This window comes from Novosphingobium chloroacetimidivorans (assembly GCF_014204535.1).
Classification (GTDB): Bacteria; Pseudomonadota; Alphaproteobacteria; order Sphingomonadales; family Sphingomonadaceae; genus Novosphingobium; species Novosphingobium chloroacetimidivorans.
This window is the reverse complement of the sequence record NZ_JACHLR010000017.1, coordinates 40070-66174: the sequence shown is the minus strand read 5'-3', so window position 1 is coordinate 66174 and position 26105 is coordinate 40070. Positions and strand designations below refer to the sequence as shown.

The window sequence follows — 26105 nt, the reverse complement described above, 5'->3', positions numbered from 1 at the left end:
GCTGCGACCCGGCTATCGGAGAGCATCTTTGCCCACACTCACGCACCTGGAACGGCTCGAGGCCGAATCGATCCACATACTCCGCGAAGTCGTCGCCGAGGCGGAGAAGCCGGTGATGCTCTACTCGGTCGGCAAGGATAGCGCGGTGATGCTGCACCTGGCGCGCAAGGCGTTCTATCCTTCGCCGCCGCCGTTTCCGCTGCTCCACGTCGACACGACGTGGAAGTTCAAGGCGATGTACGAGCTGCGCGACCGGATGGCACGCGAGTCCGGCATGGAGCTGCTGGTCTACCAGAACCCCGAGGCGACGGAGAAAGGCATCAATCCTTTCGACCACGGCCCCTTGCACACCGACATGTGGAAGACCGAAGGGCTGAAGCAGGCGCTCGACAAGTACGGTTTCGACGCAGCCTTCGGCGGGGCGCGCCGCGACGAGGAGAAGAGCCGCGCGAAGGAACGCATCTTCTCGTTCCGCACCTCCTCGCATGGCTGGGACCCGAAGAACCAGCGGCCCGAGCTGTGGAACCTCTACAACGCCCGCAAGAACAAGGGCGAATCGATCCGCGTCTTCCCGATCTCGAACTGGACCGAGCTCGACATCTGGCAGTACATTCACCTCAACGACATTCCGATCGTGCCGCTCTACTTCGCGGACAAGCGGCCGACTTTCGAGTGGGAAGGCCAGCTGTTCATGGCCGACGACATCGAGCGGCTGGAGAAGGTGCTGGGCAAGCGCCCCGAGATCACCGAGCGCTCGATCCGGTTCCGCACGCTGGGCTGTTTCCCGCTGACCGGCGCGGTCGAGAGCGAGGCCAGGACGCTGGAGGAGGTGATCCAGGAGACGCTGCTCACCACTACGTCGGAACGCCAGGGCCGCGTGATCGACAAGGATGCCGGGGGCGCGGGGATGGAAGTGAAGAAGCAGCAGGGTTACTTCTGAGGCATTGGCCTCGAACCCGTCATCAAGCAAACAACCGTCGTCAGTTCCTAGGCCATCGATCCTACGCACGTCGTCCCCGCGCAGGCGGGGACCCCGCTTCCTTCTTGAAGGCCAGCGGGCGCCCGCAAGGAAGCGGGGCCCCCGCCTCCGCGGGGGCGACGGGACAGGGTTGTGGATGCAGCAAGACGAACAAGGGAGAACTCCCATGGCCGACCAAGACACCAAAGACGCCGTCTACGTCACCGACAAGCTCATCGCCGAGGACATCAACGCCTACCTCGAGAGCCACGAACACAAGACCATGCTGCGCTTCATCACCTGCGGCAGCGTGGACGATGGCAAGTCCACGCTGATCGGACGGCTGCTGTACGATTCAAAGATGATCTTCGAGGATCAGCTCGACGCACTGCAGGCGGACTCCAAGAAGGTCGGCACGCAAGGGCAGGAGATCGACTTCGCGCTGCTGGTCGACGGCCTGGCCGCTGAGCGCGAGCAGGGCATCACCATCGACGTCGCCTACCGCTTCTTCAACACCGAGAAGCGCAAGTTCATCGTCGCCGACTGCCCTGGCCACGAGCAGTACACCCGCAACATGGTCACCGGCGCCTCGACCGCCGACCTCGCGGTGATCCTGATCGATGCGCGCAAGGGCGTGCTGGTGCAGACGCGGCGCCATTCTTACTTGTGCCACCTCATCGGCATCAAGAACATCGTCTTGGCCGTGAACAAGATGGACCTGGTCGACTACGATCCGGCCGTGTTCGACGCGATCGTGAAGGACTATACCGAGTTCGCGCATTCGATCGGCATCGACAGCTTCACCGCGCTGCCGATCTCGGGCTTCAAGGGCGACAACATCACCACGCTTTCGGCCAAGACGCCCTGGTACAAGGGCCCGACGCTGGTCGAGCACCTGGAGAAGGTGGAAGTCCTGAGCTCGGTCGATTCCGACAAGCCGTTCCGCCTGCCGGTGCAGTGGGTCAATCGTCCGAACCTCGACTTCCGCGGCTTCTCGGGCCTGATCGCGACTGGTTCGGTCAAGCCGGGCGACAAGATCCGCGTCCTGCCCTCGGGCAAGACGAGCACGATCGGCAAGGTGGTCACGTTCGACGGCGATCTCGACGAGGCGGTCGCGGGTCAGTCCGTCACCGTGACCTTCGCCGACGAGATCGACTGCTCACGCGGCTCGGTGATCTCCACCGCCGACAATCCGCCGCAGACCGCCGACCAGTTCGAGGCGACCTTCGTGTGGATGGCCGACGAGGCGATGGTGCCGGGCCGCGCCTATTGGCTCAAGCTCGGCACGCAGCAAGTTTCGGCGACGGTGCAGGAGCCCAAGTACACGGTCAACGTCAACACCATGGACCGCATGGCGGCCAAGACGCTCGAGCTGAACGCCATCGGCGTCGCCGAGCTGACCACTGACAAGGCCGTGGTGTTCGAGCCCTACGAGCAGAACCGTACCCTCGGTGGGTTCATCCTGATCGACAAGATGACCAATGCAACGGTCGCGGCGGGCATGATCAACTTCTCGCTGCGCCGTTCGCAGAACGTGCACTGGCAGGCGCTCGACATCGGCCGCAAGCAACGCGCCGACCTCAAGAACCAGAAGCCCGCGGTGCTGTGGTTCACCGGATTGTCGGGTTCGGGCAAGTCGACGATCGCCAACCTGGTCGAGAAGAAGCTGTTCCGGATGAACCGGCACACCTTCCTGCTGGACGGCGACAACGTGCGCCACGGGCTCAACAAGGACCTGGGCTTTACCGAGGCCGATCGGATCGAGAATATCCGCCGCGTCGGCGAGGTCGCCAAGCTGATGACGGACTCCGGCCTGATCGTGATCACCGCGTTCATCTCGCCGTTCCAGGCCGAGCGCGACATGGTCCGCGGCATGCTGCCGGAGGGTGAGTTCATCGAGGTGTTCATCGACACCCCGCTGCGCGTGGCCGAGAGCCGCGATGTGAAGGGCCTCTACAAGAAGGCGCGAGCGGGCGAGCTCAAGAACTTCACCGGGATCGACAGCCCATACGAAGCGCCGCGCAATCCGGAACTGCGCATCGATACCCAGGCGATCACCGCGGAAGAGGCGGCCGACCTGATCATCGACCGGCTGCTAGGCGACGCGTGATATGAGCAAGCCCCTCCTCCCTCGAGGGAGGAGGTTGGGAGGTGGGTGTACCGACGCTGGCGTGGACGCGTGACCTTTGGTCCCGCTCCCCCACCCCCGACCCCTCCCCGCTGGGGAGGGGAGAAGGACAGGGAGAGAGACAATGACAATCCAAAACGACGGTGATCTCGCGGCGCATCTGGCGGAGCAGGCGGGCAAGATCCTGCTGCAGGTCCGCGCCTCGGGCGTGTTCGGCGGCAAGGCGCTGGGCAAGGCGGGCGACCAGACCGCCAACCAGTTCCTGGTCCACGCCTTGCGCGAGCAGCGGCCTAACGATGGACTGCTCTCCGAGGAGGAGAAGGACAATGCCGAGCGCCTGAGCCAGAGCCGGGTGTGGATCGTCGATCCCGTCGACGGCACTCGGGAGTACGGCGAGGAGCGGCAGGACTGGGCGGTGCACGTAGGGCTGGCGGTCGACGGGCGCCCGGCGCTCGGCGCCGTGGCACTGCCGGGTTGCGACGTGGTGCTGCGCTCCGATCGGCCCGGTGAAGTGCCCGCTGCGCCTGAGGTCCTGCGCATGGTGGTCAGCCGCACCCGTCCCGCGCGCGAGGCGACCGAGGTGGCGCAAAAGCTCGGCGCGGAACTGGTGCCGATGGGCTCGGCCGGTGCCAAGGCGATGGCGATCCTGCGCGGCGAGGCGGACATCTACCTGCACTCTGGCGGGCAGTACGAGTGGGACAGTTGCGCGCCGGTCGCGGTGGCGCTGGGTTGGGGGCTGCATGCGTCGCGGATCGACGGCTCGCCGCTGGTGTACAATCAGGCGGACGTCTACATGCCGGACCTGCTCATCTGCCGCAAGGAACACGCCGCGCGGATCCTGGCCGAAGTCGCGGCGCTGACGCCTGCCGCCCGATAGCGCGCCATAAGGTTCCGACGGCTCGGCGGTGACGTGCCGAAACCGTACCCTGGTCGGTGCTGGATCGACCTTGGACTAAGCTATCACGCCAGAGGACAGTCAGACGTGATCAACATTGTCGATTAGTCACACTCCGGCTATGCTCGCCCGATGAGCGCAGCAGCATCCGCCGTCGAGGCCAAGACCCGTCGACGTGTACGCGATCCGATCGCCACGCGCGAAACGATCCTGGAAGCGGCCAGCAACCTGCTGGCAAAGGACGGTCCCGAGGGCGTCAGCCTTTCGGCAGTCGCGCACCTTGCCGCCGTCAACCGCGGCACTGCTTATCAGCATTTCGAAACGCGCGAGCGCCTGATCGAGGCGACCGTGCAGTGGGTTTCCGACAGGCTGTTTCGCGCGGTGTTCGGCGATCCTGCCACTCTGGGCGAGCGCCGCGTCGAGGACGTCGATCCGCTCGCCATGGTCGAGCGGTTGTGCGATTTCGCCATGGAAAATCCGGACATGTGCCGGGTCTGGTTGCAGCAGGTGCTCGCCTCGCCCGATCCGCGCCAGGATCCCTTCTGGCGCGAGTATGCCGGCTCGTTCGGCCGCTTCGCCCGGACCGGCATGGCCGAGCCGGGCATCGACGTCGAAGTGCTCTCGGTCGTCAATCTGGCGGGTGTGTTCTTCTGGCCGATCCTGGCCCGCGCGCATGCGCACACGCACAAGCAGCGGCTGGAGCTCAGCCGGCGCTTCAGCCAGGAGATCGTGCGCCTGTCGCTCTTCGGCACGATGCGGGAAGAGGCGTTTCCCGAGATCGTCGAGCGGGTGCGACCGCAGACCGGCGAATAATGCCTTCGCTCGGGCGATGACCTGCGTGCGCGTCATTGACGCGAAGCGGGTCTTGGCTCTTGTGCGGGCGCATAGGTTCATAGCCCCAAGGGGGCATCACGCCGGTGCGCTGCGCCGGCCAGCCAGGAGAATGCGATGTTTTCCGCAGTCGTGATCGATAAGCCCGGTGGCGATCCCAAGGGGCCGCAGACCGTTGAACTCCAGCAGCTGGACGAGGGCGCGCTGCCCGAAGGCGACGTCACCATCGACGTTGCCTACTCCACGCTGAACTTCAAGGATGCGCTGGCGATCACCGGCAGTTCGCCGATCGCCAAGAAGTATCCGATGGTGCCCGGCATCGACCTCGTCGGCACCGTGAGCGAGAGCAGCGGCACCGAGTTCAAGGCCGGCGATACCGTCGTGCTCAACGGCTGGGGCGTGGGCGAAGGACACTGGGGCGGCCTGGCGCAGAAGGCGCGCCTCAAGAGCGAGTGGCTGATCCCGCTGCCTAGCGCCTTCAGCCCTGCACAGGCGATGGCGATCGGCACCGCCGGCTACACCGCCGCGCTTTGCGTCGATGCGCTTGTCGACTGGGGCGTGACGCCCGAGCAAGGCGAGGTGCTGGTCACCGGCGCCACCGGCGGCGTCGGCTCGGTTGCGATCATCCTGCTCAAGAAGCTGGGCTTCTCGGTCGCCGCGCTGACCGGCAAGACCAGCGAGGAAGCCTATCTCAAGGATCTGGGCGCCGAGACCATCATCGACCGTGCCGAGTTCTCCGAGAAGGGCCGCCCGCTCCAGAAGGAGCGCTGGGCAGGCGTGGTCGACACTGCGGGCAGCCACACCCTGGCGAACGCCTGTGCGCAGACTCGCTATGGCGGCGCGGTGGCCGCTTGTGGTCTGGCGCAAGGCTTCGACCTTCCCGTGACGGTCATGCCCTTCATCCTGCGCGGGGTTTCGCTGCTGGGCATCGACAGCGTCAACGCACCCAAGGCCAAGCGTCTCAAGGCCTGGGATCGCCTGGCCAAGGACCTCGACCCTGCCAAGCTCGACTCGATCGCGCAGACCATCGGTCTGGGTGATGCGATCGAGACGTCGAAGAAGTTCATGTCTGGTGAGGTCAAGGGCCGTTACATCGTCGATGTGAACGCCTGAGGTGCAAAGCGGCGCAAGCGGACGCAAGATCCGCGGCGCCGCGACGCAGCCAGCATCAGGGGAGGACGGCCCTCTGCTTCTGACCGTTGGCCTCGCCGATCCGGCGCCCCGCTCCTCCGTCAATGCGGGAAAGGAAGTGGGATGCACGCCTCCGGCGGGAACGACGACACTGCTGGTTGAATTCGTCGGCTGGGCTGCTCCCGGATGAGCCTGGAAGAAGCGGCGCGGCCGAGATCGGGAAGGGGAAACGATGACGCAATTGGCTGAGATCGTCGGCGGCGTGTCCGAAGTGCGCGGCATTCCGCTTGCCGAGGAAGAAGGGCTGGGAGCGCTGACGCTCGCAGGCTTCGTGCGTGAGGTCGCCGAGCGCTATGGCCCGCGCGAGGCGGCGGTCCTGCACCTGGGCGATCAGGTGATCCGCTGGACCTACCAGGACCTGCTCGACCGCGCGATGGATGTCGCCAAGTCGCTTGTGGCGCTCGGCATCGGCAAGGGCACCCGCGTCGGCATCCTGATGACCAATCGGCACGAGTTCCTCGCCGCTGCGTTCGGTGCCGCACTGGCGGGCGGCGTCGCGACGCCGATCAGCACCTTCTACACGCCGAGTGAGCTGGACGTCGTGCTCAAGGCCTCTGGGGTCTCGTGCCTCCTGCTGGAGCGCCACGTCCTCAAGAAGGACTTCGCGCAAGCGCTGCTCGAGCTGGAGCCGCTGGCGCTTAAGGCCGAGCCTGGCGCCTTGCAGTCGGAGCGCTATCCGTTCTTGCGCTATCTCGCGACGATCGACGGCGGAGAGCCGATCGGCATGATCGAGAGCTGGAGCGCGTTCCTGGCGCGAGGCCGCGACATCGCCGATGCCACCGTGCTGGCACGTGCCGAAACCGTTGCACCGGCGGATCCCGGCATCCTTCTGTTCTCCTCTGGCTCGACCGGGAAGGCGAAGGGCATCCTCAGCGCCAACCGGGCCGTTACCCTGCAGATCTGGCGGTGGGCCAAGTGGTACGCGATCGACCCGGCGCACCCGCCGCGCACCTGGTCGGCCAACGGTTTTTTCTGGTCGGGCAACTTCACCATGGCGCTGGGCACCACGCTGTCGACTGGCGGCACCCTGCTGCTACAGCGCTGGTTCGATCCGGCTGAAGCGTTGGAGATCATGGAGAAGGAGCGTGCGACGCTGCCGATCGCCTGGCCACACCAGTGGCCACAGCTGGCCGCCGCGCCCAATTACCTCCAGGTCGATCTGTCGCCCATGCGCTACGTCGACAAGCACATGCCCATCGCGCAGCACCCCACCATCCACAGCGAGTGGATGGAGCCGGGCCAAGCCTATGGCAATACCGAGACTTTCACGTTGATTTCGGTCTTCCCCACCGGCACGCCGCCCGAGGTCGCCGGCGACAGCCACGGCGTGCCCACGGCCGGCTCCACCATCAAGATCGTCGAGCCACTAACCGGCAAGACCGTGCCGATCGGCGAACGCGGCGAGATCGCCGTGAAGGGGCCGACGCTGATGCTGGGCTACATCGGCATCCCGCTCGACGAGTCGCTGGACTCCGAAGGCTTCCTGCGCACTGCCGACGGCGGATACATCGACGAGCGTGGACGGCTGCACTGGGAAGGGCGGCTGAACGACATCATCAAGACCGGCGGCGCCAACGTCTCCCCGCTGGAGATCGATGCGGTGATCCGCGACCATCCGGAGGTGAAGGTCTCGCAGACGGTCGGCGTTCCGGACGAGCTGCTGGGCGAGCTGGTGGTGACCTGTATCGTGCCGGTCGCCGGCACGTCGCCCAGCGCCGAGGCGATCAAGGCTTTCGCCAAGGAGAAGCTCGCCAGCTACAAGGTGCCCCGGCGCATCCTGTTCGTGGCCGAGAATGACCTGGAGACGACCGGCAGCGCCAAGATCAAGACGTCCGAACTGCGCAAGCTCGCGGCGGAACGTCTGGACACGGCGGGTTGAGGGCACCCGCATGTGCGGGGAAGGCGGCCTTCACCATCGCACGTCTCTAGGACAGATCGGTGACTTTCATGACGCATCCGACCACTATTCCTGACTTCGCCGACTGGCTTGCGATCTGCAACGTCAAGGCTGCTTACTGCCGCCTGCTCGACACCAAGCAGTGGGACGCCTGGGCAGAGCTTTTCACTCCCGATTGCGTGTCCGACACGACCGACAGCGGCGGCACCAGGGTGGAGGGCAGGGCGCAGATGGTCGAATACGTCAGTGCCAGCTTGGCCGATGCCAGGACTACGCACCACGTCCATCAGCCGCAGATGACGTTCGACGGGCCCGATGCGGTGGACGTGGTGTGGGCGATGCAGGATCGCGTCATCAAGGACAGCTTCGATCTATGGGGCACCGGCCATTATCATGAGCGCTACGTCCGCACCGCCGAGGGCTGGCGTATCAAGTCTCAGGTGCTGACGCGCCTGATCCTCGAAGTCCGTAGCGGATCGGCGATGAACGGCGCGGCGGAACCCGGCTCGACGGCGCCGGGCTGACGACAGCCGCCCTTCGCCGCAGTGCCGGGGAACGCCGTTCCCGATATCGCCCGAACGATTGCGGTTGCGATAGGCACTCTCCCGTTCTGCCGATATGATGAGCGCGAACATAGCGCAAAGCATGTCGGGAGAGTGTGTGGCCAAGACGATCGTCATCACCGGAGCAGGTCTCGGGCTCGGGCGCGCGCTGGCGCGTCGCTTCGCGTCCGAGGGCGAAACTGTCGTGCTGCTCGGTCGTACCTTCGGCAAGGTTCAGGCGCTCGCGCAGGAGCTCGGAGAAGGGCACCTGGCGGTCGAGTGCGACGTCGCTTCGCCAGACTCCGTGCGCGCGGCCTTTGCCCGCATCGCCGAGCGCTTCGCGAAGATCGACGTGCTGATCAACAATGCCGCGGTCTACGAACCGTTCAAGGTGGTCGATGCCACGGACGCGCAGATCGCCGCCTCGGTCACGACCAACCTCGCCGGCCCGATCTACTGCTGCCGCTCGGCTATTCCGATGATGGGGGCGGGTGGCCAGATCATCAACGTCAGCAGCGAATCCATCGTCGTGCCCTTCGCCATGCTGTCGCTGTACCAGAGCAGCAAGGCCGGGCTGGAGCGCTTCAGCGAGGCGCTAGGCGCCGAGGTCGAGGAACTCGGCATCCGCGTCACCACCGTGCGGGCGGGCCAGATGTTCGAGGTCGGCAAGGACGCGCCGGCTTGGGATCCCGCGGCGGCGCAGGAGTTCTACAAGCGCTCGATAGCGGCAGGGGTCAACTTGCGTGAGCGGCCGATCTCCAACTGCGAGAACGTGACCGGGGTATTCCGGGCGCTGCTGGACTTGCCGCCCGACGTCCAGCTTCCGCACATATCGGTCAGCGCCAGCAAGGCCTGATGCTGCCACACTCTTCCGTTTGCGCCAAAACACCCCTAAGCGAACCGTCAAGGATCCGACCATGACCACACTTCCCGAAGCCAAGCTCTTCATCGACGGCGAACTGCGCGGGGCGACCGGAGGGGCAACTTACGATCTTACCAGTCCGTGGACGGGCGAGACGGTCGGCAAGGCGGCCGACGCCACCCGCGAAGATGTCGAGGCAGCGATTGCGGCGGCGCGCAACGCCTTCGACAACACCGACTGGGCCTCTGACGAGAACCGCCAGAACCGCTTCGAGATCGTCAAGAAGTACCGCGCGCTGTTCGAGGCCAATCGCGATCGCCTGGCACAGCTTGCCGTTCACGAAGCCGGCGCGGCGCAGGGCGCGGTGTTCCGCGCCCATGTGAACATGGCGCTCGATGGTTGGGACGACTACCTGGCTGTGTTCCCCCGCGTCGAGTGGGAGAAGGATTATGGCGAAAAGGAAGCGTTCGGCTCGATCCACAAGCGGATCGCGGTGCGCGAGGCGGTCGGCGTGGTCGGTGCGATCACGCCCTGGAACGTCCCGCTGTACGTCAACATCGGCAAGGTCGTGGCGGCGCTGCTCGCCGGATGCACCGTGATCCTCAAGCCCGCACCGAACACGCCCGGCATGGGCGCGATCTTCGGTGAGCTGGCCAACGAGGCCGGCATCCCCAAGGGCGTGCTGAACGTCGTGTTCGGCGAGGATCCGGCGCTTGCCGGTGAGATGCTGGTCACCGATCCGCGCGTAGACCTGATCTCGTTCACCGGCTCCACCGGCGTCGGCAAGCGCATCATGGAGCAGGGGGCGCAGACGCTGAAGCGCGTGTTCCTGGAACTGGGCGGCAAGTCGGCCAAGATCGTACTGGACGATGCGCCAAACTTCGCGATGGACGTAGGCATGACCATGCTGGTCTTTCACGCGGGTCAGGGCTGCGCGGTGCAGAGCCGCCTGCTGGTTCCCAGGAGCCGCTACGAGGAAGCCAAGCAGATCCTCAAGGGCGCGTACACCCAGTTCGGCGACAACTGGGGCGATCCCGAGCATCCGCAGCACATCATGGGCCCGGTCGTATCCAAGCGGCAGATGGAGCGCGTTCTGAGCTACATCGACATCGGCAAGCAGGAAGGCGCCACGTTGCTGCACGGCGGCAGCGCCCGTCCCGACAAGGGCGGTGGCTGGTTCATCGAGCCAACCGTGTTCGTCGACGTCACCAACGACATGCGCATCGCCCAGGAAGAGATCTTCGGCCCTGTGCTGGTCGTCATCCCCTTCGAGGATGACGAGGACGCGATCCGCATCGCCAACGAGAGCAACTATGGTCTTTCGGGCGGTGTCAGCTCAGGCGATCATGACCGCGCGATCCGGGTGGCCAAGCGCATTCGCACCGGTTCGGTCAGCGTGAACAACGGCATGTGCATCGCCGGCGATATTCCGTTCGGCGGCTACAAGGCCAGCGGCGTGGGCCGGGAGTGGGGCGTCGAGGGCATCGAGGAATATACCGAGCTCAAGATGCTGGCATGGCCCGTGCGCCAGGCCGAACCGGCTTGATCGGCGCGCGCTGAAGTATGGCCAGGGCGGCGACCGCAGCTCGACAGCAGGAGCCGGCATTCCCGCCGCCGCTTGCCGTGGCCGTGGCTGTGTCCTGCGAGGCAGTCAGCCACAACCTCGCGGGCCAGAAGCTGGGCCGCAAGGGGCGGGTGACGCGTGAGCGGATCCTGGCTGCCGCGCTTGAACTGATCGAGAATAACGAGGACGAAGCCTTTACGCTGAGCGGCGTCGCTCGCCGGGCCGGCCTAGGCATGTCCTCGCTCTACAACTACTTCTCGGATCAGATCGAGCTGCTGCTGGCCGTGCTCGAGCCAGTGATGGCCACGGCGGAGGCTGCCTACCTGGCGCAGGCGCGGGACCGCTGGCTTGACGAGGAACTCGCCGATCGGACCCAGGCTTTCGTGCGCGCCTATCATGAGTTCTGGGCTCGCCATTCCGGCCTGCTGCACTTGCGCAACAGCCTGGCGGACCAACTCGATGTCCGCATGATGCTGCACCGCATCAACTCGACCCGACCCCTGATCGGGCTGATCGTGCGGCAGATGTCCGACCAGGGCCGTGAACCTGGTTCGCCCGAGATCTCGATGGCGACGGTGCTGATGACCGGCATCGAACGCTCGATCACGTTATCGACCGACAAGCGCTTGCCCAAGCTGACCGGACTACCGTTCGACCGCGACGAAGAACGCTATCTCAGCTGCAGCGCACGACTTTTGGAAATGGCTATCCGGGACATGCGGGGCAAGTCGGCTTAAAGCATCGCATCGAGCGTTGTCCTGGGCCGGACCCAGAAGGAAAGGTTCGTCACTGTTGAAACCGGGCCCGGGTCAAGCCCGGGAAGACGCTGGCAGATATGGCCCCACCAAGCAGAACGCCGCCGGTTTCGGCTGCGACCAACGCAGCGCCGTTGGTGCCGCATCCACGCGAGTGGATCGCGCCTTGAGGTCTATCCCTTCTTGCCGCCCACGCCCTTCAGGTACTCTTCCATGCCCTTGATGTAGTCAGGGTTCAGCATCAGCGCCGAATTGGCCATGCGCTCGACGTGCCGGCCCTGTTCGCGGCCGACTTCCGAGCACAGCTCGATCGCGATTTTCGCCGCGCCCATCTGCTCGCCGTTCTGCTTGGCGAGATGGCGGCAGAAGTCCATCACCTCATCCTCGAAGGTCTCGTCGGGGAAGACCTGGTGGACGAGGCCCATGGTGAAGGCCATGTCGGCGTCCGCCTTCTTGTTGGCCATGATCAGCCAGCGGGCCCAGTGCGGACCGCACAAACGCGACAGGCGCGAGACGCCGCCGGACGCCGGCAGCACGCCGAACAGGCCCTCGGGGAAGGCGTAGCCGGCGCTCTTCGCGGCCAGGCGGAAGTCGCACGAGAGGCTCATCTCCAGCCCGCCGCCGACGCACATCGCCTGGTGGGCGACGACGATGGGCTTTTCGACGTGCTCCATCTCGTCCCACAGCTGCTGCATGTTGTTGAGGTTGAGCCGGTGGTTCTCGCGAATGCCGCGCGCCGATGAGCTGTTGTAGACCGGCGAAACCACGTTCTGGTTGCCGCCGCGCAGATCTGCGCCCGAGCTGAAGTAGCGCCCCGTCGAGCGGATCAGCATGACCTTGAGCTCGGGCGTATCGCGTAAGGTCAGGACTGCTTCGGTCAGCAGGTCCATCATCTCGCGCGAAATGGCGTTGAGCTTGTCCGGCCGGTTCAGCGTGGCGACGAGGATCGTGCCGTCGATGACTTCGGTCAGCAGGTGGGGGGCTTCTTCGGTCATGTCGTCATCCTTTCGGGTCCCGGAGCATCGTACGCGCCTTGTTCGTCATCCCCGCCTGCGCGGGGACGACGAGCACTTTGGCGCGGTCAGCGTCGATGCCTCAACCGCGCGTGCGAGGCATGCCAAGGCCGCGCTCCGCGATCATCGAGCGGTGCACTTCGCTGGTGCCGCCGTAGATGCGCGTGCCGTGCGCGTGGCGGTAGCTCTGGTTGATGAGCTGCAACGGCCCTTCGCGCTTCGACAGCGAAGCGGGCGCGGTCAGCTGCAGCATCTCGCGCGCATCGACCAGGAAGACCTCGGACGAGTACATCTTCGCCATCGGACCGTATGCCATGTTCGGCTTCTTTTCGACGCTGGCCCACATCGCCCTGAACTCGATCATCTCGGCGGTGATGATGTGCGCCCGGATGCGGGCGAGGCGCTGCTGGACCGACGGCTCGGACAGGCGACCGGCTTCGCGCAGCACTTCTTCACAGGCCTCCAGCGTTTCCTCGATCGTCTTGGAGAAGCCGCCGCCATGCTCCAGCTCGAGCGCGGCCGCCATGACCTTGGTGCCGCCATCGACGGGCCCGAGGCGCCACGTATCGGGCACTTCGACGTTGTCGTAGAAGGTGACGTTGGTGCGCTCGTCCTGGAAGGTGTAGATCGGCTGTACCTCGACGCCTTCGGCCTTGAGCGGAACGATGAACATCGTCAGCCCCTTGTGCTTGGGCACGTCGGGGTTGGTGCGGGTGAGCATCAGCACGTATTCGGACAAGTTGGCGCCGCTGGTCCACATCTTGGTGCCGTTGATGCGCCAGCTGCCGTCCTCGGCCTGAGTGGCGCGAGTCTGCGCGGCGAACACGTCCGAGCCGCAGCTGGGCTCCGAGTAGCCGAGCGAGGTGATGCACTCGCCGCGCTTGAGGCGGTCGAGAACCTGGGCCTTCAGCTCGTCGGTGCCGTAGTGGACCATCATGTAGCCCACCATCTCGGTCACGCCGGCGCCGGGGTTGGCGTAGCCGTGCTTGTTGAAGCACTCGCGGGCGTATTTCTTGGCATAGGGGCCGAGCGCGCGGCCGCCCATGTCCGGGTTGCCCAGGAACAGCAGGTTGGCCTCGGCCAGTTTCTTGTGGACCGAGGGCACCCAACCTTCCCAGCTGTAGTGGAACTGCTTGCGCTCCTCGTCGGTGATCTGGGTTTCGAAAAAGGCGTCGACCTCGGCCCCCACGGAGCGGGCCTCTTCGCCGATGTCGAACTCGATCGGCAGGTCGCCCACTTCGGGCAGGTGCGCGGCCTCTTCGCCGTAGAAGCGGCGGCCGGCTTCGGCGAGCAGATCCTGCAAGTCGCCGCGCACCAGTGCCCAGGCATTGGCGCGCAAGTTGTAGAGGTGGATGTCGTACTCGGTGGTAAGGCCATAGCCGCCGAAGGTCTGCAGCGCCTGGCTGACCGCAGCTGCTGCCGCGGTCCCGGAGTGCCACAGGACCAGCGAGACATTGCCGGCGGCATCCTTGTGACCGTCGGCAATGTCGCGGATCGTGCGCCAGACCATCAGCTTGCCGCCGTCAACCTCGCACAGACGATCGGCAAGGGGGTGCGACACGCCCTGGAAGGTGCCGATGAGCTGGCCGAAGGCCTTGCGCTCGCAGGCGTAGGCTGCGCCCAGCTGCAGCGCCTGGCGACCAAGGCCGGAGAGCGCCGCGGCCATGAGCAGCTTCCACTCGTCGAGCCCCGCAGCGAACGTCGCCAGCGCGCCTTCGCCGGAACCGAGGACTTGCGCATCCAGCGCCGCCAGGTCGATCTCGGCGATGGGCGTAGTGGCGAGGGTTTCTTCGGCCTTGGCGGCGCCTTCGGGAACGGTCACCACCACGATGTCGTCGCCGCGCCGCGCCACGACGGCGTTGGCATGCGTGCCACCCGCGACCCACTGCTTGGGCCGCTCGGCCAAGTCGTGGAAGGCGATGGTGACGACGCTTTCACCGCCGATCGCACTTTCCAGCAGCTCTTCTGCACCACCCAGCTGGCCGAGCAGGCGCGCGGCCACCAGAGCTTCGGCGAGCGGACCGGAGGCGAGCGTGCGGCCGGCCTCTTCCATCACCACGACGGCATCGAACACGCCAAGGCCCATGCCGCCGGCTTCCTCCGGCACGCGGATGGCGAAGGCGCCCAGCTCGGCCAGACCGGTCCACAGCTCCGCGTCGAAGCCGCTGGTTTCCATCGCCTTGCGCACGCGCGCGGACGTCGAGTTCTCGTCCAGAAAGCGCGCGAAGGTGTCGCGCACCATGGTCTGCTCTTCGGTGAGATCGAAATTCATGAGTGTGCCGTTCCAGGAGTTATGTTGTCGTTGCCGCGATTGCAGACGCAACCGCCTTGGCGGCGATCCTGATCATATCCCGCAGGGCGGTTCAACTTCCCATATGGGGCCATCGCGGGTGCGATCCTGAGCGAGGACGATTGGTGCGCCATCATGGGGGTGATACTGTGCGATCTCGCAGCCGATCCGGGAGAGAACGTGGCGCGATTGGAGAGCCTGGACGAACTGAAGCATGACCTCGCCACCGTGGCGCCTGGCTATCGCCGGCGCATCCGGATCGTGCCTGCGCCCGGCGCCGTGCTCGCCTTGCTGGAGGACGACATCCACGCGATGGCGGTCCGACTGCGCCACCACGGCGGATCTGTCACGGCAGTGGAGCCGCTGCTCGATCGGATGCCGTGGTCCACTTGCCCCGGCGCCGCCCGGGTCCTGATCGAGACGTTCACGGGCTTGCCGCTGGCCCAGGTCGGTCCCAGACTGGCGCGAAAGGCGAATTGCACGCACTTGCACGACCTTGCCGTCCTGGCCGCCACACACGCCCACGACGATGCGCCGACGCTCTATGACATTGCGGTGAGCGATCCCGTGGACGGCCGGCGCGAGCTGACCCTCCAGCGCGATGGCTCGCCGTTGCTGCACTGGACCGAGCAGGACGGAGTGCTCGCTGCTCCGCCCGAGTTGGCCGGACGCACGCTATACAACCTGCGCGAAGCGATTGCCGGGATGCCAGCCGAGCGCATGGAAGCGGCACGGCTGCTGCAGTGGGGTGGGATCGTGGCGCACGGGCGAACCATTCCCTTGGCGCACCAAAGCGATGCCACTCGCATTCCGCCCAACTGCTATACCTTTCAGCCCGAGCGCGCAGCGCTGGCAGAGCGGGTGGGTCGCGTGATCGATTTCAGCGCCGACGGACTGACACCAGGACAGACTTTCAGCCGCGAGCTCGGGCTCGCGGCAGTCGATTGAAGCACCAAAAGACACGAACGGGAGAGCGACAATGGAAATGAACGACATGGTGATCATCTCGGTCGACGATCACATCAGTGAGCCGCCTGACATGTTCAAGAACCACTTGTCCGGCGAAGCGCTGGAGACCGCGCCCAAGCTGCTCAAGGACGATAACGGCAAGGACGTCTGGCATTACCAGGGGCAGACCTTCGCATCGGTTGCGCTGAACGCGGTCGTCGGCCGTCCGTTCGAGGAGTACGGCATGGAGCCGACCTCGCTCGACCAGCTGCGCGAGGGTGTCTACGACGTGCACGAGCGGGTGAAGGACATGGACGTCAACGGCATCGCCGCCTCGCTCAACTTCGGCTCGGTATTCGATTTTGCCGGTGGCCGCCTGCACCGCGTGCCGGACAAGAAGCTGGCCGTCACCCACATCGCCGCCTACAACGACTGGCACATCGACGAGTGGTGCGGCGCCTATCCGGGCCGCTTCATCCCCTGCGCCATCCTGCCGACCTGGGACATGGATGCAACGATCGCCGAGTTGAAGCGGGTGACCGACAAGGGCTGCCACACCGTCTCGATCAGCGAGAACCCGACCTGCCAGGGCCTTCCCAGCATCCACAACGAATACTGGGATCCGTTCTACAAGGCGATCAACGACCTCGACATGACGATCTGCCTCCACATCGGCGGCGGCAATCCGGCGCCGCATGCCTCGATGGAGACGCCGATCGAGGCGTGGATCTCGACCATGCCGATGACAATTGCCTATGCCGCTTCGGACTGGCTGCAACTGGATGCGCTCAACACCTACCCCGACATGCGCATCGCGCTGTCCGAGGGCTCGATCGGCTGGGTGCCCTATTTCACCGAGCGCGCGGACTTCTCGAACTCGCGCCACAAGTATTGGACCAACTCGCGCTTCCAGGACAAGAAGCCGAGCGAGATGTTCCGCCGCCACTTCCTGAACTGCTTCATCGATGACGCGTTCGGGCTGCAGAACATCCGGTTCATCGGCGAGGACAACATCGCCTACGAGTGCGACTATCCGCACTCCGACACGCTGTGGCCCGAAGTGCCCGAGCGTCTGTGGCCGACGATCAACCACCTGACCGAGGCGCAGATCGACAAGATCACGCATGGCAACGCGATGCGCTGGTTCCGCTTCGATCCATTCCAGCACTATGCGCGTGAGGACCTGACGGTCGGCGCACTGCGCGCCAAGGCTGCGGCGGCGAAGGTGGACATCACCCCCAAGTCCTCGCTCGGCGAGCGGCCGCTCGAGGAAGGGGACGTGCGCCCGGTGACTTCGGGCGACATCATGAAGATGTTCATGCGCCACGAAGACGGTGACCGCATGTCGCGCATGAGCACGGCCGACGCTTGAGTAACGAACCTGTGCGGGGAAGGGGGGGTACCTCTCCCTGTGTGGGGAGAGGATACGAGGCTTGCCAGCTTGCTGGTTAGTCGCAGTTGGAGAGGGGGATGTGCGCTATCGTGCGCCGAACCCCTCTCCAAGCTTCGCTAGCTCCTGACGGAGCAAGCTGCGCTATCCTCTCCCCTGAAGGGGAGAGGGGTAGGGTACGATCGCTTGGGCAAGGATCGTCAGGCCGCGCTTTTCTGGAACGTCTCGACGTTGTCGGTGTCCGGGTCGGGCAGGCAGGCGCGCATGGCTTCGCTGACGCACTGCAGCAAGCCGTCGGTGTTCACCTTGTCCTCGCGTCCATAGACCAGCGAGATGACGAGCGGGTGATCCTCCAGCTGACGCGGGATCAACGCGCAGAGCGATTCCGCCTCCGATCCGAAGCCGACCGGCCCGAAGACATAGCGCCGCTCACGCAGCGTCTCGATGCGCGCCAGCATCTCGGCCGCCGAGAACTTGTGCGCAGCGTCCGCCTCTGCGTTGAGGCGGCGCACCATGCCTTCGCAACGCGACGGGGACACGGTTGAAAGCATCAGCTGCCCGGCGCTGTTGCGTGCCAGCGGTTCCTTGCGGCCGCCATGAAGATCGCGCGTGCAGGCTGGCGCGCGGGCGCCATGGCGCCACACGATGACTTGCGAATCCAGCCCGACCATCCCCATCAGCGTGACCGTAAGGCCAGTCTGGGCGCTCAGACGATCCATCAACCGTATAAGGCGTCCATCCCGGACCACGCCGGACTGGCCCGCATTGCCGAGCAGCGCAGCACGCGGGGTGAGGCGGTAGGACCGCGTATATGGATCCTTGTGCAGCAGCCCGAGTTCCACGAGGCTCGACAGGAGCTCGGACGTGCTGGACTGCGGGCGATTGTAGCGCCGAACGATGTCCATCACCGTCGCTTCACGGTGGCTGTCATCGAAGAATTCGAGCACTTCGATCACGCGCCGGGCGATCTTCGCCTTGTTAGAGCCTGCCATCGTCATAGGCATACACATCTCCTCCAACCCGCCATCGCCGTGACGTCAATTGCCAGCATCACTCGCTTGGCATCTCGCGTCAACAGAGAACCGAGGGCCTTTCGTTTTTTCCTTAGCTTGCTTAGCTTTGACTCGCGCGATGCTCAAGAGGGGATCATGGGCAAGAGGCACTAGGACGGCGGAACCGTTGCCGGCGTGCGGTGTGGCGAGACTTCGGTGATTCGCAAATTTGCGTGACAAGCGTGTGCCAGGCGCCAAGGTTGGCGGCATGGATCTGGAGCAGCTGACGATTACGCCTGCGCATTTGTCGCTGCTGGAGGAGCCATGGATGCAGCCGTTGGCGGTGCTGGCGCTGGATGAAGCGACCGCCGCGTCCGACCTCCATCTCCCGGCATGCCCGTTGATAGGTGTGGGGCCATCCCGGCATCCACTTGCCGACCAGGTCGACGTGCTGCTGGAAATCGGGGCGGATTTGCCCGTGCTGGCTCAAGCGATCCTCGCGCAGCCACACGCCGCGACAGCGCTGGTGCAAGTGCTGCGCGTGTCCGAACGGATGAGCGCCATGGATGCCCTGAACGTCGAATCGATGGCTTATGCCATGCTGCAGGGAAGCGCGGGTCATGCCCGATGGAAGAATGCCCGCATCGCCGGGCCGGGTTCGGCTGCGGGACGAGTCGGGCTTTCACGCCAGGACGACAGCCTTGTGATCACGATGGATCGTGCGCACGCCGCCAATGCGATCGACCGGCCGATGCGCGATGGCTTGCGCGAGGCGCTTACACTCGCGGCGATCGATCCCGGCCTGCGCAAAGTGGTGCTGGAGGCGCACGGCAAGGCGTTCAGTGTCGGCGCCGATCTCGATGAATTCGGTACGACCGACGATCCCGCGACGGCGCATGCCATCCGCATGACGACGCTTCCCGCCCGTGCCGCGATCGCCTGCGCGGATCGACTCGAGGCACGCATCGATGGTGCATGCGTCGGAGCGGGGCTCGAGCTTGCGGCATTCGCCAGGCGGATCGTCGCCACGCCACGCTCGTGGTTCCAGCTGCCGGAGCTGACGATGGGGATCATTCCTGGAGCAGGCGGTTGCGTGTCCGTCTCGCGTCGCATCGGGCGGCAACGCGCCGCCTTGCTGATGCTCTCAGGTCGCCGGATCGGTGCGCGCCAGGCGCTCGCCTGGGGATTGATCGATGCGATCATGGACGAGCTCGCCGTCGATGAAGGTGGCGGCGACATCGGCTGAGGTCAGGCGTTGCCGCGCCTCGCGCCACGGGCGATCGAGGAGGACAAGATCCGCCGGCGCGCCGACCGCGAGCCGCCGCCTGCCGGTGAAATCGAGCGGATCGGCCAGGAACAGCGCCAGCGCCTCGTCAGGGGTGAGCGCTTCCTCCAGGCCGAGGGGCGCACCGCTCGCCGTGCGGCGGGACACGGCTGCCTGCATCGCGACCCATGGGTCGGCGCTACCATAGGGCGCGTCGCTACCGCCGGCGAGCGGGATGCCGCGGTCCACCAGAGCGCGCAGGCGATAGAGGTCTGCCTGGTGGCGTGCCTCGACATCGGCGAGGTAGCGATCGCCGCGCTCATGCACGAAGCTGGGCTGGACGCAGGCATGCAGGCCGAGTTCGGCCATGCGATCGAGCAGGCCGAGCGTCGCCACCGACACGTGCTCGATGCGATCCCCCGGCAGGGGGCGCGCCTCGTCGATCGCGGCGAGCGCGAAGACCAGTTCGACCTCGCTGACGCAGTGCACCGCCACCGGGCGATGCTGCCGGTGCGCATCGCGCACGAAGGCGACGGCAGCGTCGAAATCGGGCATTGCCGCTTCGTGCAAGTGCAGCTTGGCCGGGCCCATCGACCACCCGTCAGGCGGCGCATCCGCCAGCGACAGCGCACCCGCCAGGAGACAGCGCTGGCGCAAGCTGCCCCGCCCACGCTCGAATGCGAAATGTGCGGCCATCATCGGATCGTTGCGCGGCGAGATCTCGGTCACGCCGGTGACTCCGTAGCGTGCCAGCTGCGTGCTGACACGGTCCAGCGCCGGCGGTGCGCTGGCCAGAGCTGTCTGCAGCCAGGAGTCGGCATCGAACAGACGCCCGGTGTAGCCGCCGCCCGCGCGCTCCAGACCGGGTGGCGCTTCGGCGACGGCAAGCAGTTGCTCTAGCGCTAGGCTGTTCAGCAGCCACATGCGGCCCGAGCGATGCTGGATGCGCAATGGCCTTGCCGCGACGAAGCTGTCCAATTCCAGCGCGTCGGCAAGGTGCCCAAGGACACTCTCGTGATAACCGATGCCGCGGATCCAGCCTTCACCCGGCGCGGACTGCAAGGCCCCTGCAAGGCCGCTCGCGTCACGCACCTCGGGCGGCCCGCAGGCGATCGAGGCGTCGCGGGCGGCGAGCGCGGCCAGGTGGAGGTGGTGGTCGTGCAATCCGGGCAGCAGGGCGCCACCGCTGGCGTCGATAACGGGCTCGCGGCCTTCCGGGGCGAGGCGGCCGATGGCGGCGATCCTGCCGCGCGCGATGCGCACGTCGCAGCGGCCATGACCCCGGACTTCGCCCTCGCGGATCAGCATGGCAGATAGCGCGCGTTGTCGCTGCCGATCGCATGCACCGGTGCCAGCAGCGTGCGGCGAGCGAACTTCGGGAAGAGCTTGCCGTTCGCCGCCGCCCAGCCTTGCAATTCGGATTCGAGAGCAGCCGCATCGTGCGCGCGCTCCTGCGCGAGCGCCTGCGCGACGATGGCGCTCATCGACAGGCCGACGCGCTGCGCCTCGCCGGACTGGAGCGCCCGCCAGCCTTCCAGAGCGGCCGTGATGCCGGTGAGCGGGTCAGCGATCGCATCGCCGACATAGCCGATCTCGCCGCTGGCGTCCTCCAGCGCGCGGGCTAGGCCGCCGGCGACGGCACAGTCGTTGCCGATGCCGGTCCAGTTCGCTGCCTCGCCGCTCGCGCCATGCCCGGTGACCGAGAGCCAGACGAGGCCGGGCACTTCGCGCACGAGCGCCTCGGCATCGATCCCCAGCTGCTTGAGCGCGCGGGGTCGCGAGGATTCGATCACCACATCGGCGCGCCGGATCAGCGCGACGAGGGCGGCCTTCTGCGGGTCGCTCGCGAAGTCGACCACCACGTTCGCCTTGCCCTGGTTGATCAGGTCGAAGGTGGCCGGATCGTCGCGGCGGATGAGGTCGGGACGGGTGAGGCTTTCGACCTTCACGACTTGCGCACCGGCCAGCCAGAACAGATGCCCGGCGAGCGGACCGGCCCAGATCGCCGACATGTCGATCACCAGCAGCCGCTGTCCCCGCGCGCGGCGGCGCATGGGGCCACGAACCAGGATCTCGACCGGCGGATTGACCGGCACTTCATCGGCCGAGGCGACCGGCAGGCCAAGATCGCGTCCGCGCGCGACAAGCTCGGCGCAGTTATGGCGGAGCGCGGCTGCGGCGATGGCGTCGTTGTCGTGGATGGCGAGATCGGCATCGCCGAACAGGGCGGGGAGCAATTCGCGATCTTCGGGCCGGATCAGGGTCAGCGCGAACCAGCCTCCGTCCCGAGTCGGCATCAGGCGGCTGCCGCCAAGCCCGGCTGACACGCGGCCGTTGATCCGGTAGCCGTTGTTCGCACCGCGCTCGCCGACCAGAGTGGTACCGTGGAGTTCGGACAGGCGCGCGCTGCCGGTCTCGGCTGCGAGCAATTGCAGCCGGCGGTTCGCCCATCGCGCGAGCGGGATCGCGAGGGCGTAGTCACCAGGCGGGTTCACAAGGAGCTCTCTTGAGCATCGCCGCGCTTGCGTTTGCTCGTTCGTCACCCCGAACTCGTTTCAGGGTCCGTTCCGCAGTGTCAACCATTGGCTTGCGTCGCCACCCGGCAGCGCAGTCTGCTGTGTCGAGGTGCGGGGCAAGGCGGAAGATGGTCCCTGATACAAGTTCAGGGTGATGGGTGCGGATAATGACATACCCCGAGTTGGCCGGGCATCGCGCCTCAGGCGGCCAGCACGTCCTTGACCTTGCGACGCAGCAGCTTGCCCATCTCGTTGTAAGGCAGCTCGGCGACGAAGGCGATCCGCTCGGGCACGCGGCTCGAACGCAGGCGGCCGCGGATCAGCTCCTTGAGCTCATCCTCGTCCGGCTGCTCGTGCCCTTCGCGGGTGACCACGGCGACACCCACGGCCTCGCCCCACTCGATCGAGGGCACCGCGCAGGCACAGGCGTCGGCGATGGCGGGGTGGGTCAGCAGCACGTCCTCGATCTCGCCTGGGCTCATGTTCTCGCCGCCGCGCACGATCACGTCGTCCGCGCGGCCGGAGAGGAACAGGTAGCCTTCCTCGTCCATGTAGCCCGCGTCGCGAGTCGGGAACCAGCCTTCGGCATCCAGCGCCGACTTCTCCTTGTACTCGCCCGAGACCTGGTCGCCGCGCACGTAGATCTCGCCGGCCTCGCCGACCGGAAGGACCTGGCCGTCCTCGCCGCGGATCTCCAACTCGACGGTCGGGATCGGCTTGCCCACCGAGGTGAGGCGCGCGCGGACCTTGGGATCGTCGGACGCGAGCGCGGCGCGGTGTTCGTCCGGGCCGAGCAGGGCTACCGTGGAGCTCGTCTCGGTCAGGCCATAGGCGTTGGTGAAGCCGCTGGTCGGGAACAGCTCCAATGCCTTGTGGATCACCTCCAACGGCATCTTGCCCCCGCCATAGGCTACCGCGCGCAGCGAAGAGACCTGGGCCGGCGTGCCCCTCTCGATCGCATCGACGATCCGCGCCAGCATGGTCGGCACGACGAAGGCATTGGTGATGCGCTCCTCGGCGACCAGCGCGAGCCAGGCTTCGGGCGTGAAGCTTGGCAGCATCACGATCTTGCGCTGCGCGTAGATCGAGGAGAGCAGGGCGGAGATCCCGGCGATGTGATAAGGCGGCACCACCACCAGCGCCGCGTCGTCCTCGTCAGCGCTGGCGAACTCGACCGTGCCCAGAATGTAGCCCAGCAGGTTGGAGTGGCGCAGGATCGCAGCCTTGGGGGCCGCCGTCGTGCCGCTGGTGAACAGCTGGATCGCCACGCCTTCACCCGCATCGGTTTCGCGCGTGTCCTCGCCGGGAACGATCTCCTGGACCTTCTGGGCGAACTCCTCGCGCGCCATGATCGTGTGGCCCTGATCGCCGGCGACGCGAATCACCCGTTCCTCGTCGCCGATCACCAGCGCTGGCGCGATACGGCCGAGCAGGGCAGCCAGATCGGCGTCCGGCAGGCGGTAGTTCAGCGGGCAATAGGGCACCCCGGCCAGCGCCGCGCCGAAGACGGCGATCAGCGCCGCCTCGCTGCTCTCGTCGAGCAGGGCGACATATTGCGCATCGCTCTCGACGATGAGCTCGAATGCGCCGCGTGCCGCGCTCAGCAGTTCGCCATATGTCCAGCGCTTGCCATCGCAGACGAGACCGACGCGATCGGGCGCGGCTTCGGCCGCCATTTCGAGGAGAAGCGCGATGTTCATGGCAGTTTGGCAGGCCCCAGGGGTCGAGGGTTGAAGATCAGTCGGACGCGGGAAGCGGCTTGGCGTCCTTGGTGACGAGCGCGATGCCGTCGACCGACAGCGAGCCCTTGCCCGGCTTGACGCAAAGCAGTTCGTAGGCCCCATCGGCATCGACGTAGCGCTTGCCCATCAAGGTGCCGGCCGAGAAGTCGGCCGCGAGCGGCAGGAGTTCGGCCGGCTTGGCTTCGGCCATCGGCGCGCCGCCGCACTCGATCGTGCCGCCGCCGGTGCGGATCACCATGACTTCGGTGTCGTCGGCTTGGCTCTTCAGTCGGGTACCGGGCTTCATCGGGCATTCCTCTTGATTGATCGGCCGATCCTGGTTGATCGGCCGTCGGTCTCATCGGTTGATGGCAAACTGTTTAGGCAAGCGACAGGATCGATCAAGACCGAGGCTCTTCCCAGCTCACGGTGACACGGCCGCAAGAACCAAGCAGTCCGCCGACGAGGAGAGCCCTCAGGCGATCGCGCCCTTGGCTTTGAGCTCCTCGATCTTGTCCCATTCGACACCCATTTCCATGAGCACGATCTCGGTATGCTCGCTGGCCTGGGGAGCGCGGGTGGTCTCGACCGGCTCGCCGTTCCATTGGACCGGATTGCGGACGAGCTTGATGGGCGCGCCGCCGTCGGACGCTTCGACCTCGATGATCGTGTCGTTGGCGATCGCCTGCTCGTCGTTGGCAAGCTCGATCAGGTTGAGGATCGGCGCCCACTGGCCCTTAAGCGTCTTGAGGTGCTCGCGCCAGTAGGCGAACGGCTTTTCGGCAAAGGCCTCGACCAGGATCTCGCTGGCTTCCTTGGCGTGCTTCATCAGGCTGAGCACGTCGGCGAAGCGCGGATCCTTGGCTGCTTCCGGGCGGCCGATGTGGATGAAGGTGTCCTCGATCAGGCCGGTGGGGCTCACCATGCACAAGTTGATCGTGCGTCCATCCGAGGTCCAGAAGTTGCCCATGAACGGGTTGGTGCCTGCGCCGCCCGACGTCGGCATCGAGTTCCTGGTGACTATGCCGGTTTCCAGCGCCTGCGCGATGTTGGCGCCGGAGGCCCAGGCTGCAGTGCTCATCAGCGAGACGTCCAGGACGGCGCCTTCGCCAGTCTTCTCACGATGGAACAGCGCCGCCGAGATGCCACCGGCGATGAACATGCCACCGATCGAATCGCCGAATGCGGGCATGCCCTGCGAGAGCGGTCCCGGCAGCTCGGGCGGCGTCATGCAGTCGGCTATGCCGCTGCGCGACCAGAACGCGGTGCCATCGAAGCCACCCTTCTCGCGCTCGGGCCCCTTATCACCCCAGGCGCTGCCCCGTGCGTAGATGATGCTGGGGTTGACGGCCTTGATGTGCTCGACGTCGAACTTGTTCTTCTGCCGGACTTGCGGGAGGAAGTTGGTCAGGAATACGTCGCACTGCTTGGCAAGTTCATAAAGCAGTTCCTGGCCCTCTGCAGTGGCCAGATCGATGCCGACGGAGCGCTTGCCGCGGTTCGGATGCTCGATCAGGGTATGGCGCAGCGGGTCCAGCTTGACGCCACCCATGTTGAGGAACCCGCGCTGCGTGTCTCCGCGCACCGGGTGCTCGATCTTGATGACATCCGCGCCCCAGTCGGCGAGGATCGCGCCGGCCGCGGGCGTAAACGTGAACTGGGCGACTTCCAGTACCTTCACGCCCTGCATCACCTTGGTCGCCATATTCGTCATGTCCCTGCTGTTCCCGGGCGAGGCGAGGCTCGCGCTCCCATCGGGCGGGTTTGCGCGGAATCGCACAGCCGATCAACTCTCCTGGCCATCGTGGCGACGATGATCTGAGTGTCTAACCTTGGCAGATCCGCAGGTATGCCGCAGCTGCATACGTACTTAACGCCAGTTCCACGGGCACACTAAGGTAGTTGAGCAAATCTGTTTCGCGTTTGCAGCATTTGCAATTGACTTGCGTGAGTCGCAATCCTAACCTAGGTGAGTAAGGCAAGCAGACAGCTTCAGCCTACCGGGTCAGACCCGATTTGATATCGGAGAATACATCATGAAGAAGATCATCGCTCTCGCCGCCGTTGCCACTGTCGCCACCTTCTCCGTCCCGGCCGCGTTTGCCGAGACCTCGCAGTCGGTCCGCGAAGTCACCGAGGAGGCCGCTCCCGTTGCCAAGCTGAACGCCGGCCAGATGCTTTACAGCAACGGTGCACGTCTTGCTCCGATCTACCGCGTCAATGCCGAAGGCAACCCGCAGATCATCCTGAGCGGCAAGCTGGTGACCGTCCCCGCTTCGACGATCTCGTCGGTCGGTGGCAAGGTCACCACCTCGCTCACCAAGAAGGAAGTCGCTTCGGCCAAGTAA

Annotated in this window: 22 protein-coding genes; 14 read left to right on the top strand and 8 right to left on the bottom strand. The window is 65.8% G+C overall.

Annotated elements, in window-relative coordinates; all coding sequences use genetic code 11:
• Positions 1 to 28: 28 nt before the first annotated feature.
• From cysD to HNO88_RS17100, 10 genes are all read left to right on the top strand, one after another.
• Complete coding sequence (gene cysD, locus HNO88_RS17145; RefSeq protein ID WP_246381927.1) at positions 29 to 940, top strand: sulfate adenylyltransferase subunit CysD; 912 nt, start codon at positions 29 to 31, stop codon at positions 938 to 940.
• A 205-nt stretch (positions 941 to 1145) separates the two neighbouring features.
• Entirely contained in the window at positions 1146 to 3068 is a 1923-nt protein-coding gene (gene cysN, locus HNO88_RS17140) for a sulfate adenylyltransferase subunit CysN (protein WP_184248382.1), read from the top strand.
• Between the two features lie 142 nt (positions 3069 to 3210).
• Positions 3211 to 3963, top strand: coding sequence for a 3'(2'),5'-bisphosphate nucleotidase CysQ (locus HNO88_RS17135; RefSeq protein WP_184248378.1), 753 nt, complete (start codon positions 3211 to 3213; stop codon positions 3961 to 3963).
• A gap of 150 nt (positions 3964 to 4113) precedes the next feature.
• A complete protein-coding gene (locus HNO88_RS17130) occupies positions 4114 to 4794 on the top strand; it encodes a TetR/AcrR family transcriptional regulator (RefSeq protein WP_184248375.1) in 681 nt (226 codons plus the stop codon).
• Positions 4795 to 4929: 135 nt separating this feature from the next.
• Positions 4930 to 5925 carry an acrylyl-CoA reductase (NADPH) gene (acuI, locus tag HNO88_RS17125; RefSeq protein ID WP_184248372.1) on the top strand — a complete coding sequence of 332 codons (996 nt, stop codon included), beginning with the start codon at positions 4930 to 4932 and terminating at the stop codon, positions 5923 to 5925.
• 250 nt (positions 5926 to 6175) lie between these two features.
• Positions 6176 to 7882 carry a class I adenylate-forming enzyme family protein gene (locus tag HNO88_RS17120; RefSeq protein WP_184248367.1) on the top strand — a complete coding sequence of 569 codons (1707 nt, stop codon included), beginning with the start codon at positions 6176 to 6178 and terminating at the stop codon, positions 7880 to 7882.
• Between the two features lie 68 nt (positions 7883 to 7950).
• Positions 7951 to 8424, top strand: coding sequence for a nuclear transport factor 2 family protein (locus HNO88_RS17115; RefSeq protein ID WP_184248496.1), 474 nt, complete (start codon positions 7951 to 7953; stop codon positions 8422 to 8424).
• A gap of 136 nt (positions 8425 to 8560) precedes the next feature.
• The gene (locus HNO88_RS17110) at positions 8561 to 9298 is read left to right on the top strand and encodes an SDR family oxidoreductase (RefSeq protein WP_184248364.1); all 738 of its coding nucleotides are present in this window, start codon (positions 8561 to 8563) and stop codon (positions 9296 to 9298) included.
• A 61-nt stretch (positions 9299 to 9359) separates the two neighbouring features.
• Positions 9360 to 10850, top strand: coding sequence for an aldehyde dehydrogenase family protein (locus tag HNO88_RS17105; protein ID WP_184248361.1), 1491 nt, complete (start codon positions 9360 to 9362; stop codon positions 10848 to 10850).
• A gap of 17 nt (positions 10851 to 10867) precedes the next feature.
• Positions 10868 to 11605 carry a TetR/AcrR family transcriptional regulator gene (locus tag HNO88_RS17100; RefSeq protein WP_184248357.1) on the top strand — a complete coding sequence of 246 codons (738 nt, stop codon included), beginning with the start codon at positions 10868 to 10870 and terminating at the stop codon, positions 11603 to 11605.
• Positions 11606 to 11796: 191 nt separating this feature from the next.
• Here the strand turns inward: HNO88_RS17100 and HNO88_RS17095 are convergent, their stop codons facing one another.
• Positions 11797 to 12618: an enoyl-CoA hydratase/isomerase family protein gene (locus HNO88_RS17095; protein WP_184248354.1), complete on the bottom strand. Its 822-nt coding sequence runs from the start codon at positions 12616 to 12618 to the stop codon at positions 11797 to 11799.
• A 100-nt stretch (positions 12619 to 12718) separates the two neighbouring features.
• Positions 12719 to 14908: an acyl-CoA dehydrogenase family protein gene (locus HNO88_RS17090; RefSeq protein ID WP_184248351.1), complete on the bottom strand. Its 2190-nt coding sequence runs from the start codon at positions 14906 to 14908 to the stop codon at positions 12719 to 12721.
• 153 nt (positions 14909 to 15061) lie between these two features.
• Between HNO88_RS17090 and HNO88_RS17085 the strand changes: the two genes are divergently transcribed.
• Complete coding sequence (locus HNO88_RS17085) at positions 15062 to 15874, top strand: DUF2889 domain-containing protein (protein ID WP_184248348.1); 813 nt, start codon at positions 15062 to 15064, stop codon at positions 15872 to 15874.
• A gap of 31 nt (positions 15875 to 15905) precedes the next feature.
• Complete coding sequence (locus HNO88_RS17080; RefSeq protein ID WP_184248345.1) at positions 15906 to 17246, top strand: amidohydrolase family protein; 1341 nt, start codon at positions 15906 to 15908, stop codon at positions 17244 to 17246.
• Between the two features lie 218 nt (positions 17247 to 17464).
• Here the strand turns inward: HNO88_RS17080 and HNO88_RS17075 are convergent, their stop codons facing one another.
• Positions 17465 to 18268: a helix-turn-helix domain-containing protein gene (locus HNO88_RS17075; RefSeq protein ID WP_246381924.1), complete on the bottom strand. Its 804-nt coding sequence runs from the start codon at positions 18266 to 18268 to the stop codon at positions 17465 to 17467.
• Positions 18269 to 18524: 256 nt separating this feature from the next.
• Between HNO88_RS17075 and HNO88_RS17070 the strand changes: the two genes are divergently transcribed.
• A complete protein-coding gene (locus HNO88_RS17070) occupies positions 18525 to 19502 on the top strand; it encodes an enoyl-CoA hydratase/isomerase family protein (RefSeq protein WP_184248490.1) in 978 nt (325 codons plus the stop codon).
• Here the strand turns inward: HNO88_RS17070 and HNO88_RS17065 are convergent.
• From HNO88_RS17065 to HNO88_RS17045, 5 genes are all read right to left on the bottom strand, one after another.
• Positions 19401 to 20828 (bottom strand): amidohydrolase family protein, encoded by a 1428-nt coding sequence (locus HNO88_RS17065; RefSeq protein WP_184248342.1) that lies wholly within the window; start codon positions 20826 to 20828, stop codon positions 19401 to 19403. The two genes, HNO88_RS17070 and HNO88_RS17065, sit on opposite strands and share 102 nt — an antisense overlap.
• Positions 20822 to 22015 carry a CoA transferase gene (locus tag HNO88_RS17060; RefSeq protein WP_184248339.1) on the bottom strand — a complete coding sequence of 398 codons (1194 nt, stop codon included), beginning with the start codon at positions 22013 to 22015 and terminating at the stop codon, positions 20822 to 20824. The genes HNO88_RS17065 and HNO88_RS17060 overlap by 7 nt, the downstream gene beginning before the upstream one ends.
• A gap of 221 nt (positions 22016 to 22236) precedes the next feature.
• Entirely contained in the window at positions 22237 to 23736 is a 1500-nt protein-coding gene (locus tag HNO88_RS17055; RefSeq protein WP_184248336.1) for a class I adenylate-forming enzyme family protein, read from the bottom strand.
• A 37-nt stretch (positions 23737 to 23773) separates the two neighbouring features.
• Complete coding sequence (locus HNO88_RS17050; protein ID WP_184248333.1) at positions 23774 to 24064, bottom strand: hypothetical protein; 291 nt, start codon at positions 24062 to 24064, stop codon at positions 23774 to 23776.
• A 168-nt stretch (positions 24065 to 24232) separates the two neighbouring features.
• Positions 24233 to 25462, bottom strand: a complete 1230-nt coding sequence (locus HNO88_RS17045; protein ID WP_246381946.1) for a CaiB/BaiF CoA transferase family protein — start codon at positions 25460 to 25462, stop codon at positions 24233 to 24235.
• 331 nt (positions 25463 to 25793) lie between these two features.
• Here HNO88_RS17045 and HNO88_RS17040 point away from each other — a divergent pair, with 331 nt between their 5' ends.
• A complete protein-coding gene (locus HNO88_RS17040) occupies positions 25794 to 26105 on the top strand; it encodes a hypothetical protein (protein ID WP_184248330.1) in 312 nt (103 codons plus the stop codon).

Coding starts and splice junctions, on each gene's coding strand:
- HNO88_RS17055 (WP_184248336.1), bottom strand. CDS start 23,736: ATGAACATCGCGCTTCTCCTCGAAATGGCGGCCGAAGCCGCGCCCGAT.
- HNO88_RS17080 (WP_184248345.1), top strand. CDS start 15,906: ATGGAAATGAACGACATGGTGATCATCTCGGTCGACGATCACATCAGT.
- HNO88_RS17130 (WP_184248375.1), top strand. CDS start 4,114: ATGAGCGCAGCAGCATCCGCCGTCGAGGCCAAGACCCGTCGACGTGTA.
- HNO88_RS17100 (WP_184248357.1), top strand. CDS start 10,868: ATGGCCAGGGCGGCGACCGCAGCTCGACAGCAGGAGCCGGCATTCCCG.
- HNO88_RS17070 (WP_184248490.1), top strand. CDS start 18,525: ATGGATCTGGAGCAGCTGACGATTACGCCTGCGCATTTGTCGCTGCTG.
- HNO88_RS17120 (WP_184248367.1), top strand. CDS start 6,176: ATGACGCAATTGGCTGAGATCGTCGGCGGCGTGTCCGAAGTGCGCGGC.
- HNO88_RS17065 (WP_184248342.1), bottom strand. CDS start 20,828: ATGCTGATCCGCGAGGGCGAAGTCCGGGGTCATGGCCGCTGCGACGTG.
- HNO88_RS17045 (WP_246381946.1), bottom strand. CDS start 25,462: ATGGCGACCAAGGTGATGCAGGGCGTGAAGGTACTGGAAGTCGCCCAG.
- HNO88_RS17090 (WP_184248351.1), bottom strand. CDS start 14,908: ATGAATTTCGATCTCACCGAAGAGCAGACCATGGTGCGCGACACCTTC.
- HNO88_RS17040 (WP_184248330.1), top strand. CDS start 25,794: ATGAAGAAGATCATCGCTCTCGCCGCCGTTGCCACTGTCGCCACCTTC.
- HNO88_RS17095 (WP_184248354.1), bottom strand. CDS start 12,618: ATGACCGAAGAAGCCCCCCACCTGCTGACCGAAGTCATCGACGGCACG.
- cysN (WP_184248382.1), top strand. CDS start 1,146: ATGGCCGACCAAGACACCAAAGACGCCGTCTACGTCACCGACAAGCTC.
- HNO88_RS17050 (WP_184248333.1), bottom strand. CDS start 24,064: ATGAAGCCCGGTACCCGACTGAAGAGCCAAGCCGACGACACCGAAGTC.
- HNO88_RS17115 (WP_184248496.1), top strand. CDS start 7,951: ATGACGCATCCGACCACTATTCCTGACTTCGCCGACTGGCTTGCGATC.
- HNO88_RS17085 (WP_184248348.1), top strand. CDS start 15,062: ATGGGGGTGATACTGTGCGATCTCGCAGCCGATCCGGGAGAGAACGTG.
- HNO88_RS17105 (WP_184248361.1), top strand. CDS start 9,360: ATGACCACACTTCCCGAAGCCAAGCTCTTCATCGACGGCGAACTGCGC.
- acuI (WP_184248372.1), top strand. CDS start 4,930: ATGTTTTCCGCAGTCGTGATCGATAAGCCCGGTGGCGATCCCAAGGGG.
- HNO88_RS17075 (WP_246381924.1), bottom strand. CDS start 18,268: ATGCCTATGACGATGGCAGGCTCTAACAAGGCGAAGATCGCCCGGCGC.
- HNO88_RS17135 (WP_184248378.1), top strand. CDS start 3,211: ATGACAATCCAAAACGACGGTGATCTCGCGGCGCATCTGGCGGAGCAG.